The 16,181-nt window shown below is 44.3% G+C and carries 15 protein-coding genes; all 15 read left to right on the top strand.

The features are described 5' to 3' along the window. Positions 1 to 15: 15 nt before the first annotated feature. A complete protein-coding gene (locus C5745_RS10255) occupies positions 16 to 870 on the top strand; it encodes an endonuclease/exonuclease/phosphatase family protein (protein WP_105716934.1) in 855 nt (284 codons plus the stop codon). 122 nt (positions 871 to 992) lie between these two features. After that, positions 993 to 1,790: a M90 family metallopeptidase gene (locus C5745_RS10260; RefSeq protein WP_105716896.1), complete on the top strand. Its 798-nt coding sequence runs from the start codon at positions 993 to 995 to the stop codon at positions 1,788 to 1,790. A 543-nt stretch (positions 1,791 to 2,333) separates the two neighbouring features. Further along, on the top strand, positions 2,334 to 3,419 hold the full coding sequence (locus C5745_RS10265) for a glycosyltransferase family 4 protein (RefSeq protein WP_105716897.1): 1,086 nt from the start codon (positions 2,334 to 2,336) through the stop codon (positions 3,417 to 3,419). Beyond that, positions 3,409 to 4,503, top strand: a complete 1,095-nt coding sequence (locus C5745_RS10270; RefSeq protein WP_105716898.1) for a glycosyltransferase — start codon at positions 3,409 to 3,411, stop codon at positions 4,501 to 4,503. Before C5745_RS10265 ends, C5745_RS10270 begins: the two co-directional genes overlap by 11 nt. Continuing rightward, positions 4,490 to 5,323 carry a glycosyltransferase family 2 protein gene (locus C5745_RS10275; RefSeq protein WP_165793070.1) on the top strand — a complete coding sequence of 278 codons (834 nt, stop codon included), beginning with the start codon at positions 4,490 to 4,492 and terminating at the stop codon, positions 5,321 to 5,323. Before C5745_RS10270 ends, C5745_RS10275 begins: the two co-directional genes overlap by 14 nt. 175 nt (positions 5,324 to 5,498) lie before the next feature. Next, positions 5,499 to 6,083: an RNA polymerase sigma factor gene (locus C5745_RS10280; protein ID WP_105716900.1), complete on the top strand. Its 585-nt coding sequence runs from the start codon at positions 5,499 to 5,501 to the stop codon at positions 6,081 to 6,083. Positions 6,084 to 6,132: 49 nt separating this feature from the next. After that, the gene (locus C5745_RS10285; protein ID WP_105716901.1) at positions 6,133 to 7,329 is read left to right on the top strand and encodes a FecR family protein; all 1,197 of its coding nucleotides are present in this window, start codon (positions 6,133 to 6,135) and stop codon (positions 7,327 to 7,329) included. A 186-nt stretch (positions 7,330 to 7,515) separates the two neighbouring features. Next, positions 7,516 to 10,845, top strand: a complete 3,330-nt coding sequence (locus C5745_RS10290) for a TonB-dependent receptor (protein WP_165793071.1) — start codon at positions 7,516 to 7,518, stop codon at positions 10,843 to 10,845. A gap of 2 nt (positions 10,846 to 10,847) precedes the next feature. Beyond that, positions 10,848 to 12,314 carry a RagB/SusD family nutrient uptake outer membrane protein gene (locus C5745_RS10295; RefSeq protein ID WP_105716903.1) on the top strand — a complete coding sequence of 489 codons (1,467 nt, stop codon included), beginning with the start codon at positions 10,848 to 10,850 and terminating at the stop codon, positions 12,312 to 12,314. Next, positions 12,311 to 13,072, top strand: coding sequence for a glycerophosphodiester phosphodiesterase (locus tag C5745_RS10300; protein ID WP_105716904.1), 762 nt, complete (start codon positions 12,311 to 12,313; stop codon positions 13,070 to 13,072). The genes C5745_RS10295 and C5745_RS10300 overlap by 4 nt, the downstream gene beginning before the upstream one ends. A gap of 124 nt (positions 13,073 to 13,196) precedes the next feature. Next, positions 13,197 to 14,087 (top strand): alpha/beta hydrolase, encoded by an 891-nt coding sequence (locus C5745_RS10305; protein ID WP_105716905.1) that lies wholly within the window; start codon positions 13,197 to 13,199, stop codon positions 14,085 to 14,087. A 108-nt stretch (positions 14,088 to 14,195) separates the two neighbouring features. Next, positions 14,196 to 14,414 (top strand): type II toxin-antitoxin system Y4mF family antitoxin, encoded by a 219-nt coding sequence (locus tag C5745_RS10310; RefSeq protein WP_105716906.1) that lies wholly within the window; start codon positions 14,196 to 14,198, stop codon positions 14,412 to 14,414. Positions 14,415 to 14,417: 3 nt separating this feature from the next. After that, positions 14,418 to 14,750 carry a HipA N-terminal domain-containing protein gene (locus C5745_RS10315; protein WP_105716907.1) on the top strand — a complete coding sequence of 111 codons (333 nt, stop codon included), beginning with the start codon at positions 14,418 to 14,420 and terminating at the stop codon, positions 14,748 to 14,750. Further along, entirely contained in the window at positions 14,743 to 15,690 is a 948-nt protein-coding gene (locus tag C5745_RS10320; RefSeq protein WP_105716908.1) for a HipA domain-containing protein, read from the top strand. The genes C5745_RS10315 and C5745_RS10320 overlap by 8 nt, the downstream gene beginning before the upstream one ends. Before the next feature lie 73 nt (positions 15,691 to 15,763). Then, positions 15,764 to 16,181: transposase (locus tag C5745_RS10325; RefSeq protein WP_207795773.1), on the top strand; the 418-nt coding region annotated here is incomplete at its 3' end.

Here is a 16,181-nt window from a genome sequence, read left to right on the forward strand (position 1 = left end):
AGATGGAAAAAAGCTATGAAAAGATTTAAGAGTAGTCTATATGGAATATGGTGTTTGTTGTTGTTATGCACGGCATGCAAACAAGAACAGCCGGTAGCTGAATTTACGGTAGCGAGTTTTAATCTGAGAATGGACACGCCCCGGGATAGTCTTAATGCGTGGGAATATCGAAAAGAGATGGTTAAAAGTCTGTTGGTCTTTCATGAGATTGATATCGTGGGTACGCAGGAGGGGTTTATTCATCAGCTTAGGGGTATAAACGAGATTCAAGATTTTGAATATGTCGGTGTTGGGAGAGATGACGGTGAAATGGAAGGGGAGCATTCGGCAATTTTTTACAACAAAAATAAGTTTGAGGTCATAGATAAGGGTGATTTCTGGTTTAGTGAAACACCTGACGTGCCTGGGCTAGGTTGGGATGCTGTTTGTTGCAACAGAATATGTTCGTGGGCAAAGCTGCAAGATAAAAGAAATGGCAAAGCGTTTTTTGTTTTTAATGCGCACTTTGACCATCAGGGAGTAAAGGCTCGGGAGGAATCCGCTAAGCTCTTAGTGAAAAAGGTGCGGGAGATTGCTGCTGACTTACCGGTGATTGCTACAGGAGATTTTAATTCGACTCCGGAAACGCCGCAAATCCAAACGATAAAAGAACAGCTTAGAGATGCATATGAGGTCAGCGAAACGCCGCCATATGGCCCTGTTGGCACAACCAATTCCTTTGATTGGCATGCGCCTGCAAAACATAGGATCGACTATGTGTTTCTAACGGACGATTTTGCCGTGGCAAAATATGGTGTGCTGGTGGATGCATTGGATATGCGTTATCCATCAGACCATATGCCTGTGGTAACTAAGTTGCGCTGGAAATAATACAGCGTCTTTTCTGAAATCCGATCAACACCCGAGGCATTCGTCTCGGGTGTTTTTGTTACCTTTTTGGCCATGCTGGATCGGCAAAAAAATCGTATTTTGTCGGAAATATAGCAAGTTCCATGAATGATTCGTCCTATTTCATTGTCGCTGGCCTCATGCTATTCGCCAGTGTGCTTATTATTTTCATCTTTAGGTATGGTGGTAAAAAGAAAATTCCAGTACCTGCTACCTTCACAGACGAGCTGATGGGAGGGATTCTCGAGAAGCAAGTTCGCTTTTATCGTCATCTACCAGCGGATGAACAGCAGACGTTCTTGACAAGGGTACGCTATTTTTTGGAGCACACCAAGATATCGGCAGAGAAAGGTGCTGTGGTTACCGATGAGGACAAAGTACTTATTGCGGCGAGTGCGACTATTCCGCTTTTTCATTTCAAACTATGGGTGTATCGGAACCTTACGGAAGTACTGGTGTATCCTGATTATTTTGATGAACGTTTCAGTACAGCGAGCGAGCAGAGAAATGTCGCCGGGATGGTTGGTTCAGGTGCCCTCAGCAGCAAGATGATCTTATCACAGCAGGCACTGCGAAATGGTTTTTTGAACATGTCTGCAGATAATACCGCCATTCACGAATTTGTACACCTCATCGACAAGGCCGATGGCGAGGTGGATGGCATTCCCGAGTATCTTATCCCTAAGTCATTGATCGAACCTTGGATCAAAGAGATGCATAAAACCATTCGCGAGATCAGAACGGGCGAATCAGATATCCGAGCATATGCGGGCACGAATGAGGCCGAATTTTTTGCCGTTGTATCAGAGTATTTCTTCAAAAAGCCCACTTTGCTAAAAGAGGATCATCCGAAGTTATACCATATGTTGGACCAAATCTATGGTGTATCCGCATTGTCCTGAAATATGGAAACTGGGTTCTGGGAAAATGAAATAAGCTGTACAAAAAAGCAAATTGAAAACTATCAGTTAATCCGTTGTTAAATAAGCATGTGCGGGTATCTTATTTAAACGTCCGAAGCTAGTTTGTTTAAAAGGCCATTGGTAAAGCATAAAAATGACTTCAAAATTTACCGCGCTTATCGGCTTTATACGAATGGAGCTAACTGCAGTTTTTTTGCCCTGTGAAATAGAAAACATTTTCGCGTGATCGCTGTTCTTTCAATGTGACATATAGTATAAGATCTGTTATAATTAAACAACCGTAGGATGGAGAAAGATAGTTTATTGCTTAACGAAGCGAATGTATTACTGAATTTGTTGGCAAGAAGATATAACTATAATAAAGAAGTGCGAGGTATTTCTGATTTATCAGAATTCAAAAATAGATTGCTATACATTTCTTACATTGTCTTTCCTCGCCTGTAGGAAAGGCCTACGCTCTGGAAAGAGTTCAAATTTTGAATGCTGTAATTGCTTGGCGTTTATAGATATACATAAATTATTATGAAAATAGGAATCATTGCGCATTTAAAACACCCCATCCGCCAGCCGTTTATGGGTGGGCTAGAGGCTTTTACCCACGACATCAGCCGGTTGCTTATCCAACGAGGGCACGACGTGACGCTATTTGCAAGTGAATGCTCGGACCCTGTCTTAAATGTACATCCTATTCTAAGCGACGTAGACTATGATAGGGAAACGCTGAGCCGCTCCCGTTCGCATGAAATAAGTGGCGATTTTATTTCTACGCATCACGCCTATCTGGAACTGATGCAGGATATCGACGAGTTAGGGTTTGATATCATATTCAATAACAGCCTCAATTATGTGCCGATCACCATGGCAACCTTGACCCGGACGCCAATGGTTACGGTATTGCATACACCACCTATATTCGAAATGAAACGTGCAATCCGTAAAGAACGGAAATATGGTAAAATTACCTATGTTTCTGTATCGCAAAGCAATGCGATCGCTTGGCAGCCTTATGTGAAGGCGTGCAGCGTTATCCAAAACGGGATCGATTTGCGACAGTGGGGATTTAGCTCGGAGAATAGGGGTGACTATGTGTTGTGGTTTGGCCGCATACATCCCGACAAAGGTACGCACCTGGCCATCGAAGCTGCCCGTTTGGCGGGCAGGAAAATCAAGTTGGCGGGTTCCGTTGCAGATAGACATTACTTCGATACGTATGTTGCGCCTTTACTGGATGAAGAGTCAGAATGGGTGCAACACTGTACACATAAAGAATTGAATGAACTTATCGGGAATGCGGCGGTCAGTGTTGTTACGCCGTGTTGGGACGAGCCATTTGGGCTGGTCGTGGCCGAGAGTCTCGCTTGTGGAACGCCTGTCGCCGGCTTTGCACGTGGAGCCTTGCCGACGATTATCAACAGCGCAACCGGGCGTTTAACAGAAGCGTGTTCCACCGTCGAGCTAGCCCGCTGCATAAACGAGGCGGCAACCCTCGATCGGAAAGCGTGCCGTCAGTATGCTGACAAAAATTTAAATATAGACATGATGGTAACCTCCTACGAGCAATTATTTCGGGAAATAAGTGCACGCAACCTGTTTTCCCATGCAGTTTAAATATGGCTTTTACATTCATCATCATGGTTCAGGGCACGTTACCCGGGCAGTATCTATAGCCAACTCGTTGCCCTACGACGAGGTTGTCTTCTTTGGAAGCGATCTGGAACCCTATAAAACATTGATCCCGGCGCAGATTCACTGTATTCATCTGCCCATCGATACGCCTATGGATCTGGATAACGGCGTGAAAAATGACAACCTATCGTTTCTCCATTACGCGCCGCTAAATATCGCCGGCATTGCCCAGCGAAATCTCCTGCTGACCACTTTTTTCGCCCAAAATCGAACCTGTATGCTGGTGGTCGACGTATCGGTGGAAATAACGTTGCTGGCACGGCTCTGTGGGATACCAACGATCGTGGTCAGGCAGCACGGTGACCGAAGGGACACTGCACATACGCTAGCCTATGAAAGTGCAGAACTGATCGTGGCTCCGTACTCCGAATCACTCAGCTTTGCGCATGACGAGGGGCGTTTTGCAAGTAAAACCTTCTTTTCGGGCGGGTTTTCCAGGTTTGGGGACTCAACTGATGTAAATGAAGATACAATTCTGGGTAACATTGCGGTGTTTATCGGCAGGGGCGGGTCCTGCTTCGACGATCGTTTCATTACGCATTTGCGTGGGATATTACCGGCAAAGTATACCTTGCATATATTGGGCGAGCTGAGCCGTTGCGGCCCTTTACCGGGGCTGATTTACTATGGGCACAGCACCGCAGCAAAAGAAATTTTAAAATCCTGCGAAGTGGTGATCTGTAATGCAGGCCATAACTGCGTCATGGAGGTGGGGAGCTTACGCAAGCGAATGATCTGCGTTCCTGCGGAACGTCCTTTTGATGAACAGCTCGTCAAAGCCATGTTGCTCCAACGCGAGGGTGTGGCGCTGGTTGTGCGCGAAAGCGAGCTTTATAACGCGGACTGGGAAACGCTTATTGTAAAAGCGAAAAACCTTTCGACTTTAGCCTGGAATGAGATGATGAACCCGAGCGCTACAGAACAGATCGCTGACAGGCTTAAACAGCTGCATAAGCAGTTATTTGAGCACCGGCTGGAACATGTACAGATCAATGCATACAACTAAGCACATATCCATACTTACCCTCGTGTACCAACGGCGCAATGCGCTACGAAATATGCTCCGTGGAATAGCAAGCGGATCCATGTATCCAGCGGAGGTGGTGATTGTGCACATGAATGAACATCCGTACGACTTTTACGACGAGTACCCTTTCCCGATTCGGGCGATTTCGCTTGCAACAGACGGACCACTTAATCTATCGTTGGCCCGCAATACAGCCATGGAGCATGCCACGACGCCGTATGCTATTTTTTTGGACGTGGACTGCATTCCCGAGACACCCCTGCTGGCGCAATATAAGCTTAAATTTGAACAGCAGCCCGAATTGGTAAGCGGTCGTGTTCGTTATTTACCAAATGGATTTGATCAAGTTCCTAATTGGTCGGATAGGATGTACGAAATAAGTACGCCTGATCCGGTACGAAGTGCGCTCAGCGAATACCCTTATGAATTGTTCTGGTCGCTTAACTTTGGGTGCGCTAAAGATACCTTTGAACGTATCGGAGGATTTGATGAGGCTTATCTAGGGTACGGCGGTGAAGATACTGATTTTGCGTTTAACGCCAGGGAAAAAGGTGTGTCGTTGCAGACGATTGATACACTAGCGTTTCACCAGCACCATCCCACCTACGACCCTCCGGTAGACCATCTGAAGAGTATTGTAGGCAACGCTACCTATTTCCGTAGGAAGTGGGGCAGGTGGCCTATGGAAGGTTGGCTGAGAAGTTTTGAAGAAAAGGGTTTCATCCATTTCACAGATGAAGAAATTATCCTATTGAATGAGCCGACACCGCAGGATGCCATCCAGTTTTTACGTGATTAACTTCGATAGTAAAGTGGGAACTAATGGTGCGGAGACTGAAACCATGGCTAGGCAACCCCACGTTGGCAAAACTGGATACGCGTCGACAGCATAAAAAGAGGCTAATAATAACATAAATATTTATTAACAAAACCTTTATACCAGTTGTGTAATCTTGTAGGGTGAATTTTTCCTTATGAGACCACACGCCAAAGATATTTCCGAAGAAGAGTTTAAGGCGTTCCAGCGTGGAAGCCAACGGGTTTTTCGGAAGGTTTTTGACACCTACCAGCAGACACTTCTACGGTATGCGTATTCCGTATGCGGAAAAGAGGATATTGCATCCGACGCGGTTCAAGAGAGTTTTGTTCAACTATACCAAAGTCGTTCGAAGGTTGACGGCCCTAGCGGAATTTATCCCTTATTGTTCGTAGTAACCAAAAGATATCTGTTACGTGTTTTCCGTCGGTCGATTGTTGAGGCGAAATTTAAAAATGAGCTTAGCATCGATTGGGATGAACGCTCTACGGCAACAATTGACGAACTGGAGGGCAATGACTTGCGTTCCTTGCTGTTGGAATTGGTGGAGCAGTTGCCTGCCAAACAAAAGGAGATATTCCAGTTGAACAAATTTGCGGGCTACTCTTACGAGGAGATTTCCGAACAGATGGGTACCTCCAAAAATACCGTGAAAAACCAATTAATAAGCGCGTCACGTAAAATAAGGCTGAGCTTGCACAAGCTTTACGCTTTTATTTTTTTAATTTATTTCTTTCGTTAGTAGTCCTTTTACCGGCTTGAGGTAATTATAAGAGTAAAGGACAATAATATTGGAAAAGGATAAGCTATATCGCTTAGTTCGGCGGTACCGTGACGGGAGCATAACAGATCACGAGCTGAAAGAACTGAAAAAGTATATTCATCAGGAAACTTCCGATCAACTACTGGAGGACATTTTTGCCGAATTGGCCGAGAAGTCACCTTTGCCATGGCTGGCCACTGAAAATGCGGATGAGCACTATAGTGCTATTCAGCAGCGGATAAATAGGCAATATGAGCAGGCACCATCCAGTCGTTTTCGTAAATGGCCGTTTATGCGGGTTGCTGCTGCTCTCTTTATACTGATTGGGGTTACAGCGCTTCTCTTTACAGATACCGACTTATTCGATCGGAGCGAAGACGGGACGGATCGGGAGCAGAAACAATGGTCGGCAATCGTTCCGGGGACGAACAAAGCCAAAATCGTATTGGAAAACGGTCGGGAAATTGATCTGGAGAAACTTGCGGATAATACCTCGGTAACGATGGACGGATACACGCTCACGAAAAACAAGAAAGGCGAAATTTCGTATAGGATGTTAGATGGAAAGACGCTGGAAAACGGCTTATACAATACAATTGTTGTTCCGCGCGGTGGCGAATATAAACTGAATCTGCCAGATGGAAGCGAAGTCTGGTTAAATGCAGTAAGCAGCCTCCGCTACCCTTTGAACTTCGGGGAGGTGGCTAGGAAAGTTGAACTTACGGGCGAGGCTTATTTCCGTGTTGTTAAGAAAACCGTCGGTACAAAAAAGCTACCCTTTATCGTACAGGTTGGCGATCAGGAATTAGAGGTGCTGGGTACTGCGTTTAATTTAAATAGCTATACCGACAGGATAAAAACAACGTTAGTGGAAGGTGCTGTTCGCTTACGCTTTCCTAACCGTAGGGAGGAAAAGCTCCTGCCTAACCAGCAATCTATTTACAGTACCCGTTCGGGGAAAATCCAGGTAGAAAAAATAAATCCATATTATACGATAGCTTGGCGGACTGGCTCGTTCGCTTTCGACAATGCACCATTGGGAGAGGTTTTAGACTGTCTATCCCGATGGTACGATGTTTCTTTTGAATATGCTGTTGATAAAGAGCCTGTTCGGTTTACGGGTTCGATTTCCCGCTACGAAAATATAGAGACGCTGTTGGGATTGATTGAGATGACAAACAGCATAAAATTTGAGATAAAAGAAAGGAGGATCAAGGTGATTTAAATAAGTACAGATAGCGTATGTATGAAGAAACAATTATCAGGAACGCCGCGAACGCTCCCGATAATATAGTAAAATGTTGAACAACGATTGCAGAAATAAACACAACCGCAATAGCAAATGTATAAAAAAAATAGTATTTCGATACGCAGGAAAAGTTGTATTCCTCGAATAAACAGGCTTTTGTCCATGAAATTAGCACTTTTATTAATGTGCGCAGCAACAATACAGGTCAGCGCAATGACTTTTGGCCAGACCATTACCTTAAAGCGAAAGAACGCGAAGATGGCCGATGTTCTACAGGCGATCCAAGAGCAAAGTGGCTACCACATTTTTTATGATTCCGCATTGGTACCACCGGATCTGAAATTGGATGTCGACATGCGGGAATTATCGATACAGGCGGCTCTTTCAAAAATTTTGACTAAGCACGATATCATTTATAATATCGTCGATAAGCATGTTATCCTAACAGAGGGCAAAAAGGCGACGGGAATACCTAGTGCCAAAAAGATGCCCTCAGCGGTACGCCAACAGGCCGTCGTAAAGGGGCGCGTCAGCAATATCGACGGAGTTGGCTTAGCTAATGTCTCGGTTGTGGAAAAAGATACAGATAACCGTGCAGCTACCGACGAACGCGGAAATTTTGAACTACGCGCTTCGAAGTGGCCGGCGGTACTCGTTTTCACATCGGTGGGTTTCCAACGGCAGGAGCTTACGGTAAATCAGGGAAGCGAGGTTGTTATCGAAATGGTTCCCGCCATCACCGAGATGGATGAAGTGGTGGTCGTGGGATACGGTACACAGCGTCGGAGTGACCTTACGGGATCCGTATCTAGTATCAAGGGCGAGCAATTGAGCGTCGCGCCTATAGGCCAATTGTCCAATTCGCTTCAGGGATTGTCGTCGGGGCTTGAAATCGTATCTGGAGGAGGATCTCCGGCAGAAGAGCCTACGATACAGATTCGGGGGACAGGTAGTGTCAATTCATCGAACCCTTTAGTGGTAATTGACGGTGTGCCTTCTGGAAAATTGACGGATATCAATCCCAATGATATCGAACAGATAGAAGTATTAAAAGATGCTTCCTCAGCGGCAATTTACGGTACGCGAGCGGCCAATGGGGTTATCTTAGTGACGACAAAACGAGGTAAATTTGGTCAGCCGACGCAATACAGTGTCAACTTATATTCCGGGATCACCAACGTAAATAATAAACTCGATTTACTTGGTGCGGAAGATCTCGTTATGCTTAAAAAAGAACGCTATACCAATGATGGGATCACAGCGAATGTCTTCTGGGACGACCCGTATTATGCGGAAGATCGTACCGACTGGCAAGACGAACTTTTTCAAGCGGGCAGGTTGGAAAATTTCGATCTAAGCATCAGAGGTGGCGGAGAGAAATCGTCTTATCTGACCAGTTTGGGATATTATAACGAAAAAGGGATTATGTTAAGTTCCAAATTTCGTCGACTATCGGCGCGGGTCAACTCGAACCACGTAATTTCCGATAAACTGAAACTGGTTCAGAACTTTCAATATAACTATCGGAATTGGTATAACCCGTCTACGAGTTCGGTGTACAGCGGTGTGCTGTGGCAGGCACTTCGTTTTAACCCGGCCATCCCGGTGATGGACGAAAACGGGGAGTGGGGAACGGCATCGGCAAATAATGAACTGGGAGACATCAACAATCCTGTGTACGAGCTTTCCACAGAGGACCGGACGAAACGCAACCATAATATGTTAGCTTCCATAACCTTGGAGTATGCAATTACCGACGATTTGAAGTGGAAAGGTAATATTGGATTTGAGGGGAATCTCTATGAGTCTCGGGACTTCTTCCCAAGTGTCACCCAACAGATGAGACGACGTAATGACGCAGAATTGGGGATCACAAACCAAGAAAGTTATACGGTTTTGGGCGAAACGTATGTAGATTATCGTCGTGCTTTTGGTAGCCATCATCTCGATGCAGTGGCCGGGGTCTCCATGCAATCTAGAAACGGCAGTTTCCAAACGGCAAAAAAGATAGGATACGCAGATGAAAGTCTAGACCAGATCGTATTTGATAACGGCGCTACGATGAACAGTATCATCGGAAATTATGACGTGCCACAAAAATTAGCCTCGGCTTTTGCCAGGCTTAACTACAGCTACGCCAATAGATATCTCTTGACCATGACGATGCGGAGCGATGGTTCTTCCAAATTTATGCCCGGTAGAAGGTGGGGATATTTTCCCGGATTTTCTGCAGGATGGCGGATATCGGAAGAAAATTTCATGGCGGATATATCCTTTCTGGACGATCTAAAGATCAAAGGGGGTTGGGGGATGTTGGGCAACCAGGAAGTGGCCGATTTGCAATACCTCACCACCATCAAAAGGAATATCGACTACGGTAATAAATACACATTTGGCGCTGACCAAGTTGGCGGCTCCCGCATTACGAGCCTTGCCAATCCTTTTATTACCTGGGAAAAAACGGCGATGACCAACTTGGGGGTAGATGCGGTATTATTCCAAGGTGGTTTGACGGCAAATGTCGCGTGGTTTGATAAAAGGACAAGCGATATGCTTATTCCCGCGGTGGTCATGGGTACTGTAGGTAGGGCAACTATTCCGGATTCCAATATCGGGGAGATGCGTAACTGGGGTTGGGAAATCGAACTGAACCACCAGAAGCAGTTAGATAACGGCTTTGCTTATAATGTAGGCTTCAATCTTACTTTCCTGAAGAATAAGGTGACCAAACTTTATGGGAATAACAACTACATTGGCTCTGTCTTTTATGGACGCCAGTCCCAAGAGATTTCCCGCACCTATGAAGGGATGCCTTTAGCTTCTTTTTTTGGATGGAAGACCGATGGTCTTTACCAGAATCAAGCCGAAATCGATGCCGATGTACACATTCAAAATGACGGACGAAAGGCGGACATAAAACCCGGTGACGTTCGATTTGTGGACATCAATGGCGACGGACAGATCGATGAGCAGGACCGCGTCTATCTGGGTGACCCAAATCCGGATGCCATTCTTGGATTGCAACTGGGGGTAGGGTTTAAAGGTTGGATGTTGCATGCAAATCTAACTGGAAGTTTTGGCGGACAGCTTTACAACGCCGATCGGATGCAAGGACTCGACCCTACTTATTCTTATAATATGTACGCGGAGGCACTAGGTCGTTGGCACGGCGAAGGTACCAGCAATACGATTCCGCGTATGAGCACGCAGCGGACAAATTTAAACCATCGGACGTCCGATCTTTTTATTGAAAACGGAAACTTTGTGAAGTTGAAGACGCTTACCTTATCATATAAGATACCTACGTCGGAAAGAAGCTTTTTCCGGGATATGAACGTGTACGTCATGGGAGAAAACCTTTTTGTGATGAGCGCTTATAAAGGATATAATCCGGAGATAGGCTACTCCGATGGAAATCTGCAGCGCGGAGTAGATTACGCAAACTTTCCATTTAGCAGAAAAATTAATTTAGGGCTTAGATTTGATTTTTAAAGATGAAGAACAATAATGTATTAACCGTCATCCTTTTGTGTTTGTCGTGGGGAGTTTCCTCCTGCGATGATCTGCTGGACATTGACGTAAAAGGACAGTATACCGAAGAAAACTATTTCAAAAACGAACAGTCTGTGGTGGATGCCGTTACGGGGCTTTATGGGATCTTGATAGCGGAAGATTTTGTAGCACACGGAGATTATACATGGGACATCGCATCCGACGATGTATACCGGGCTGGTGACCATTCGGAGGATGAAGCCATCGAAACATTCACTTTTGATGCTTCCAATCCACAGTTGAGTGCAGGTTGGACATGGAAGTACGAAATGGTCTCGAGGGCCAATATTATTCTTACGCATGTGCCCGATCTTGCCAATATTTCCCAGGAAATCAAGGATAGAAGCCTCGGAGAGGCCTATTTCTTTCGGGCGTTTGCTAATTGGTGGTTGTATTTGCCTTATGGCGAGTTTCCACTCCTTACCCAGGAGGACGTTGTGGACGCAAATTATAACAAGCCGAAAGCGGCCATCGAGGAAGTGCTGCAGGCTATCGAGCAGGACCTACAGGCCGCTGAAAAGCTGCTTCCCGCAACTTCAAGCGCCGGCCGCGTCAATAAAGGTACTGCATGGGCATATTTGACGCAGTTGTACATGCATTGGTCAAGTTATCCGGACAACGAGGATAAGCTGGATCTGGCTATCCACGCTGGCGAGCATATTACGGCCAATGCGACATATGGATTGGCCGACAACTTTCAGGATAATTTTCGTCAGAAAACAGCCGCGCTTCCCGAAATGCTGCTCTACGTGACATCTTCGCAGGCATGGCGTAATTCGTCTACGATTTATTATTTCAGCCCACGTACGCTCGGCGGATGGAACTTTTTCCACCCAATGAAAAGTCTTTTTGACGCGTTTGGCAACGACCCACGCAGGTTGGCGACCATGTGGAGTGACGGAGATATGATCGACGTAGGGAATACGGAAATGAGATACGATGGCAATAGCTCGGAAACAGGTTATCATTTTAATAAATATACGACTTTTACGCCTGAGGGTAACCTGAGTTTCGACCTGCTCATTCCTCTTATGCGTTCCAGTGACGTCTATTTGTTGGTCGCAGAGGCCAAGATCAGGAAGTCGGGAGCGGGTGCCGGCGATGTCGAAATTAATGAGGTGCGCAGAAGAGCACATGCTCAACCGATCTCGGGAGCAGATAAAGATGACCTCATATTAGAGAGACGACTGGAACTGGCCGGCGAAAACAGACGCTTTTTTGATCTTATCCGCTGGGACAGGATGGGCTGGGTTGATGTAGCGGAAATATTGAAAAATCCAGATGCTGTATATCATGCCGATCGTAATCGTATTAATTTTTCAAGACCGAAACATTACTTTTTTCCGCTGCCGCAGGTAGAGATTGACAAGAGCGGTGGTGTATTGGTACAAAATCAACATTACAAATGAACAAATATATATTGATGATGTTCCTCCTACTGGGAGCAACGCTATGCTGCGAAGCACAGTTTGACCATGTTAAACTGATCGCCCACCGGGGTGGGGTGGTGGATGATCAGACCGACGAAAATAGTATAGCTTCAATAGCAAAAGCCGCGGCGAAAGGATATTACATGGTGGAACTCGATGTACGGATGACGAAAGATAGCGTCTTGATCGTACACCACGACCGTGACCTAAAGCGCTTCTTCGGCGTGGACAAAAGGGTAGATACGCTAAATTGGGATGCGTTGCGATCCTTTAAATCTGCTAACGGACATACGGTACAAAGACTGGACGACATGTTGCGCGTAGCGGCGGACAACGGACTACAGGTTATGATTGATCTTAAGATACCGAGCTATCAGCCACGTAGATTTGAAGAAATCTATACCTTGCTTACCGATCTTCATCTGGCTGACCAAGCGCTGATTATCCCTACCGAGGAAGCCACAGATTACTTCAGGGGGAAAATTAAATTAAGCTGTACAAGAAAGCAAATTGAAAACTATCAACAACGATCGGACTATGCTGCGCAGCATTATTATTTATTTGCCAATCCCTCGGCAGATGATTTCCAATGGGCAAAACGGAATAATATACAAGTGGTGGGTGTGATCAACTATCACCCGTCAAGGGAGGATAATTATGAGGAGTCTGCGAGGGCATTAAAAGAAATAGGAGTGGAGTACATCCAGCTGGATAGTCGCTTCGATAAGTTCTTTTAGGCAGCATCAGTTAAGGATATAGTAAACTCCCGGGGTACTCCACCAATGCCTCGGGAGTTTTTGTTTTAAGTTTAGGAACGAGAACTCCAAATTTATTAATAACTTAAGACACAAATATTTAGGTATGAAAAGGAGTATTGCGTACTATATTACGATACTAGTCATTAAAGTAAAAGGCTTAAAAAAAACTTTTAGCAAAAATCCTGTTGATTATAAAAAGCTCCGTACGGATGATGTTCCTATCTCTAAAAACAGCTATTTCAGGAAGAACAGCTATATGCGGACTTTTACTGAACTCCAGACAACGATATCAGAAGTAAAACCGAAAGACGAATCAAATAAGTTACTTATATTTATACACGGTGGTGCATTTGTTTCTGGCCCTTCCCAACATCATTGGGACGCGGTGGAGAAAATTTCGAAACAAACACCATATACGATTTGGCTGTGCGATTATCCTAAAGCTCCCGAACATAAGATTTCAGAAATATCAGCGAATATTGATCATATCTATAGTAAGGCGCTGGAAAAATTCAACCCAGATAGTATTACTATTATTGGAGATTCTGTTGGCGGGACATTAGCAATTGCACTTACGCAAAGACTCATTCAAAAAAATAGTATGTTGCCTTATCGCTTAATATTGATTTCACCGGTGATGGATGCGACACTTTCCAACCCCGAAATCGACGAAATTGATAGGTTAGATCCTATGTTATCCAAGAAAGGTGTATTAAGTGCTAAACAGATGTGTGCTGAAAACAACAATCTGAATGACGTATCCATTTCTCCTATAAATGGTAACTTCGAGCAGTTTCCGAAAACATTGCTATTTCTGGCAGAATATGATATTACCTACCCTGATCAGCGACTTCTCGAAAAAAAGCTAGAAGAATCTAACGTGGCATATGATACAATTGTAGGAGAAGGAATGCCTCATATCTGGCCACTTCTTCCAATAATGAAAGAAGCGAAATCCGCGTTCAAAATAATTGTAAATGTATTGAATCAGTAGTCTTTTCTTATATCTAAATACATATAATTTATTGTGAGTAGATATTTTTATATGTTTTTGCATATAATACGGTAATTTTTCTTAAATTCGTTGCAAAAGCATATAACAATGATAGTACTTGCAGATTTTGTAAAGCAAAAAAGAAAAGAAGTAAACCTTACACAGGAAGAGTTTGCTGAACGAGCAGGTGTTGCATTAACGGTGATCCGAAAAATAGAACAGGGAAAAGAGAACCTGAATCTCGAAAAAGTAAACCAAGTACTTAAAATGTTTGGGCATACTTTGGCTCCCGTAAATGCAAGAGAACTAGTAACGACAAAGGAGTAACTGATGAGGAAAGCATCTATATATTATAAAGATCATTTAGCAGGCATCCTTACGGAGACTGACGATGGAGAATATGTTTTTCAATATGATGAAGCCTATATCAAAGCTTATCCGAAAGCATTTATAACATTTACCATGCCCGTGAATCCTAAACTCTACAAAGATAAGCGTCTATTTCCATTTTTTGAGGGATTAATACCAGAAGGCTGGTTATTGGACATCGCGACCAAGAACTGGAAAATCAACCCAAACGACCGGATGGGTTTGCTGTTAGCGTGCTGTCAAAACTGTATCGGTGCTGTAAGTGTTCAACCTATACCTCAGGAAAATGAGTAATAAAAAGTGTTTGTACTGTTATAAAGAGTTGCCTGACAATAAGTCGGGTGATTTTCACGAGCAATGTAGTCTAGATTTTTTTGGCACAAAACAGCAGCCGGTGTTCGAACATTCATTGGCACAAATGGCAGAATTGGCACAGAACGTCGTAGAGCGGAGTATAGCTGTTCCGGGAGTACAACCTAAGCTTTCTTTATCGTTAGTGAAAAACACGATTCGAGACGGAGACAAAGGTCGCCTAACCGTGGTAGGAGCTTTGGGCGGAAATTATATTTTCAAACCACCTTCCGATCAATTTCCTGAAATGCCGGAAAACGAACACGTCACTATGCGCATCGCCGAAGCTTTCGGTATCAACGTTGTTAAGTCCAGTTTGATAAGGTTGAGATCAGGTGAACTATCTTATATCACAAAAAGGATAGACCGGACAGATGCCGGAGAAAAAATACACATGCTCGATATGTTCCAAATCACAGAGGCATTTGACAAATACAAGGGTTCTATGGAGAAGGTCGGCAAAGCACTGTATGAGTATTCGGACAATACGTTGCTCGACACAGTTTATTTCTTAGAATTGGCCGTTTTCTGTTTCCTGACTGGAAACAACGATATGCATCTGAAAAATTTCTCCATGGTTTTTCAGAACAATAAATGGGCACTAGCCCCAGCATACGATCTATTAAACGTTGCGATTATAAATCCTGAAGATACGGAAGAACTTGCGCTAACGTTGGAGGGAAAAAAAAGAAAACTTCAATGGGAGCATTTTCAAAGATTTGGAGCATTATTAGGATTAAATAATAAGCAGATAGAAGGTGTTGCTAAACGTTTTAAGAAAAGGAAACCAGTTGCGTTGCATTGGATAGATAGTTCTTTTCTTTCGGAAGAATACAAAGAAAAGTATAAAGATCTTTTAGAAGAAAGATATAGAAGGTTATAGAGAGACGCCGCTATTTGAGAGGGTGTAAAGTAAACTGTGTCAAATAAAGAATTTCTATATTTAGACACAGAACATGAGTAAAGACAATTTTGACTTCGAAAGCTTCAAAGAGGAAGCTATGAAAGGCCTTTATGAGGGCAAAAAAATGGGCGGTACAGACGGAATTTTTGCTCCGATGCTGAAACATCTTCTGGAAAGCATGTTGGAGGGAGAGCTGGACCACCACCTACAGGAGAATAAAGCTTCCGGAGAGATCAACCGTAAAAATGGGAAGACGAAAAAAACGGTCAGGAGCCTTCAATCAGGACATTTTGAATTGGAGAGCGGCCGGGACCGAAACGGCACATTTGAGCCAAAAATAGTCCCTAAACGGCAGTTGATTATCACTGACGAACTGGAAGGCAACGTTATAGCGATGTATGCCAGGGGCATGAGTACGCGGGATATCTCGGGTTATGTTAAGGAGATGTACGCCATGGATATATCTGCTA

It is taken from the genome of Sphingobacterium haloxyli (assembly GCF_002980525.1).
GTDB classification, from domain to species: domain Bacteria; phylum Bacteroidota; class Bacteroidia; order Sphingobacteriales; family Sphingobacteriaceae; genus Sphingobacterium; species Sphingobacterium haloxyli.

Excerpts from the sequence above, each read along its gene's own strand:
- C5745_RS10275 (WP_165793070.1), top strand. The coding sequence starts at position 4,490 with ATGCATACAACTAAGCACATATCCATACTTACCCTCGTGTACCAACGG.
- C5745_RS10270 (WP_105716898.1), top strand. The coding sequence starts at position 3,409 with ATGCAGTTTAAATATGGCTTTTACATTCATCATCATGGTTCAGGGCAC.
- C5745_RS10280 (WP_105716900.1), top strand. The coding sequence starts at position 5,499 with ATGAGACCACACGCCAAAGATATTTCCGAAGAAGAGTTTAAGGCGTTC.
- C5745_RS10320 (WP_105716908.1), top strand. The coding sequence starts at position 14,743 with ATGAGTAATAAAAAGTGTTTGTACTGTTATAAAGAGTTGCCTGACAAT.
- C5745_RS10315 (WP_105716907.1), top strand. The coding sequence starts at position 14,418 with ATGAGGAAAGCATCTATATATTATAAAGATCATTTAGCAGGCATCCTT.
- C5745_RS10300 (WP_105716904.1), top strand. The coding sequence starts at position 12,311 with ATGAACAAATATATATTGATGATGTTCCTCCTACTGGGAGCAACGCTA.
- C5745_RS10265 (WP_105716897.1), top strand. The coding sequence starts at position 2,334 with ATGAAAATAGGAATCATTGCGCATTTAAAACACCCCATCCGCCAGCCG.
- C5745_RS10310 (WP_105716906.1), top strand. The coding sequence starts at position 14,196 with ATGATAGTACTTGCAGATTTTGTAAAGCAAAAAAGAAAAGAAGTAAAC.
- C5745_RS10260 (WP_105716896.1), top strand. The coding sequence starts at position 993 with ATGAATGATTCGTCCTATTTCATTGTCGCTGGCCTCATGCTATTCGCC.
- C5745_RS10305 (WP_105716905.1), top strand. The coding sequence starts at position 13,197 with ATGAAAAGGAGTATTGCGTACTATATTACGATACTAGTCATTAAAGTA.
- C5745_RS10290 (WP_165793071.1), top strand. The coding sequence starts at position 7,516 with ATGAAATTAGCACTTTTATTAATGTGCGCAGCAACAATACAGGTCAGC.
- C5745_RS10295 (WP_105716903.1), top strand. The coding sequence starts at position 10,848 with ATGAAGAACAATAATGTATTAACCGTCATCCTTTTGTGTTTGTCGTGG.
- C5745_RS10255 (WP_105716934.1), top strand. The coding sequence starts at position 16 with ATGAAAAGATTTAAGAGTAGTCTATATGGAATATGGTGTTTGTTGTTG.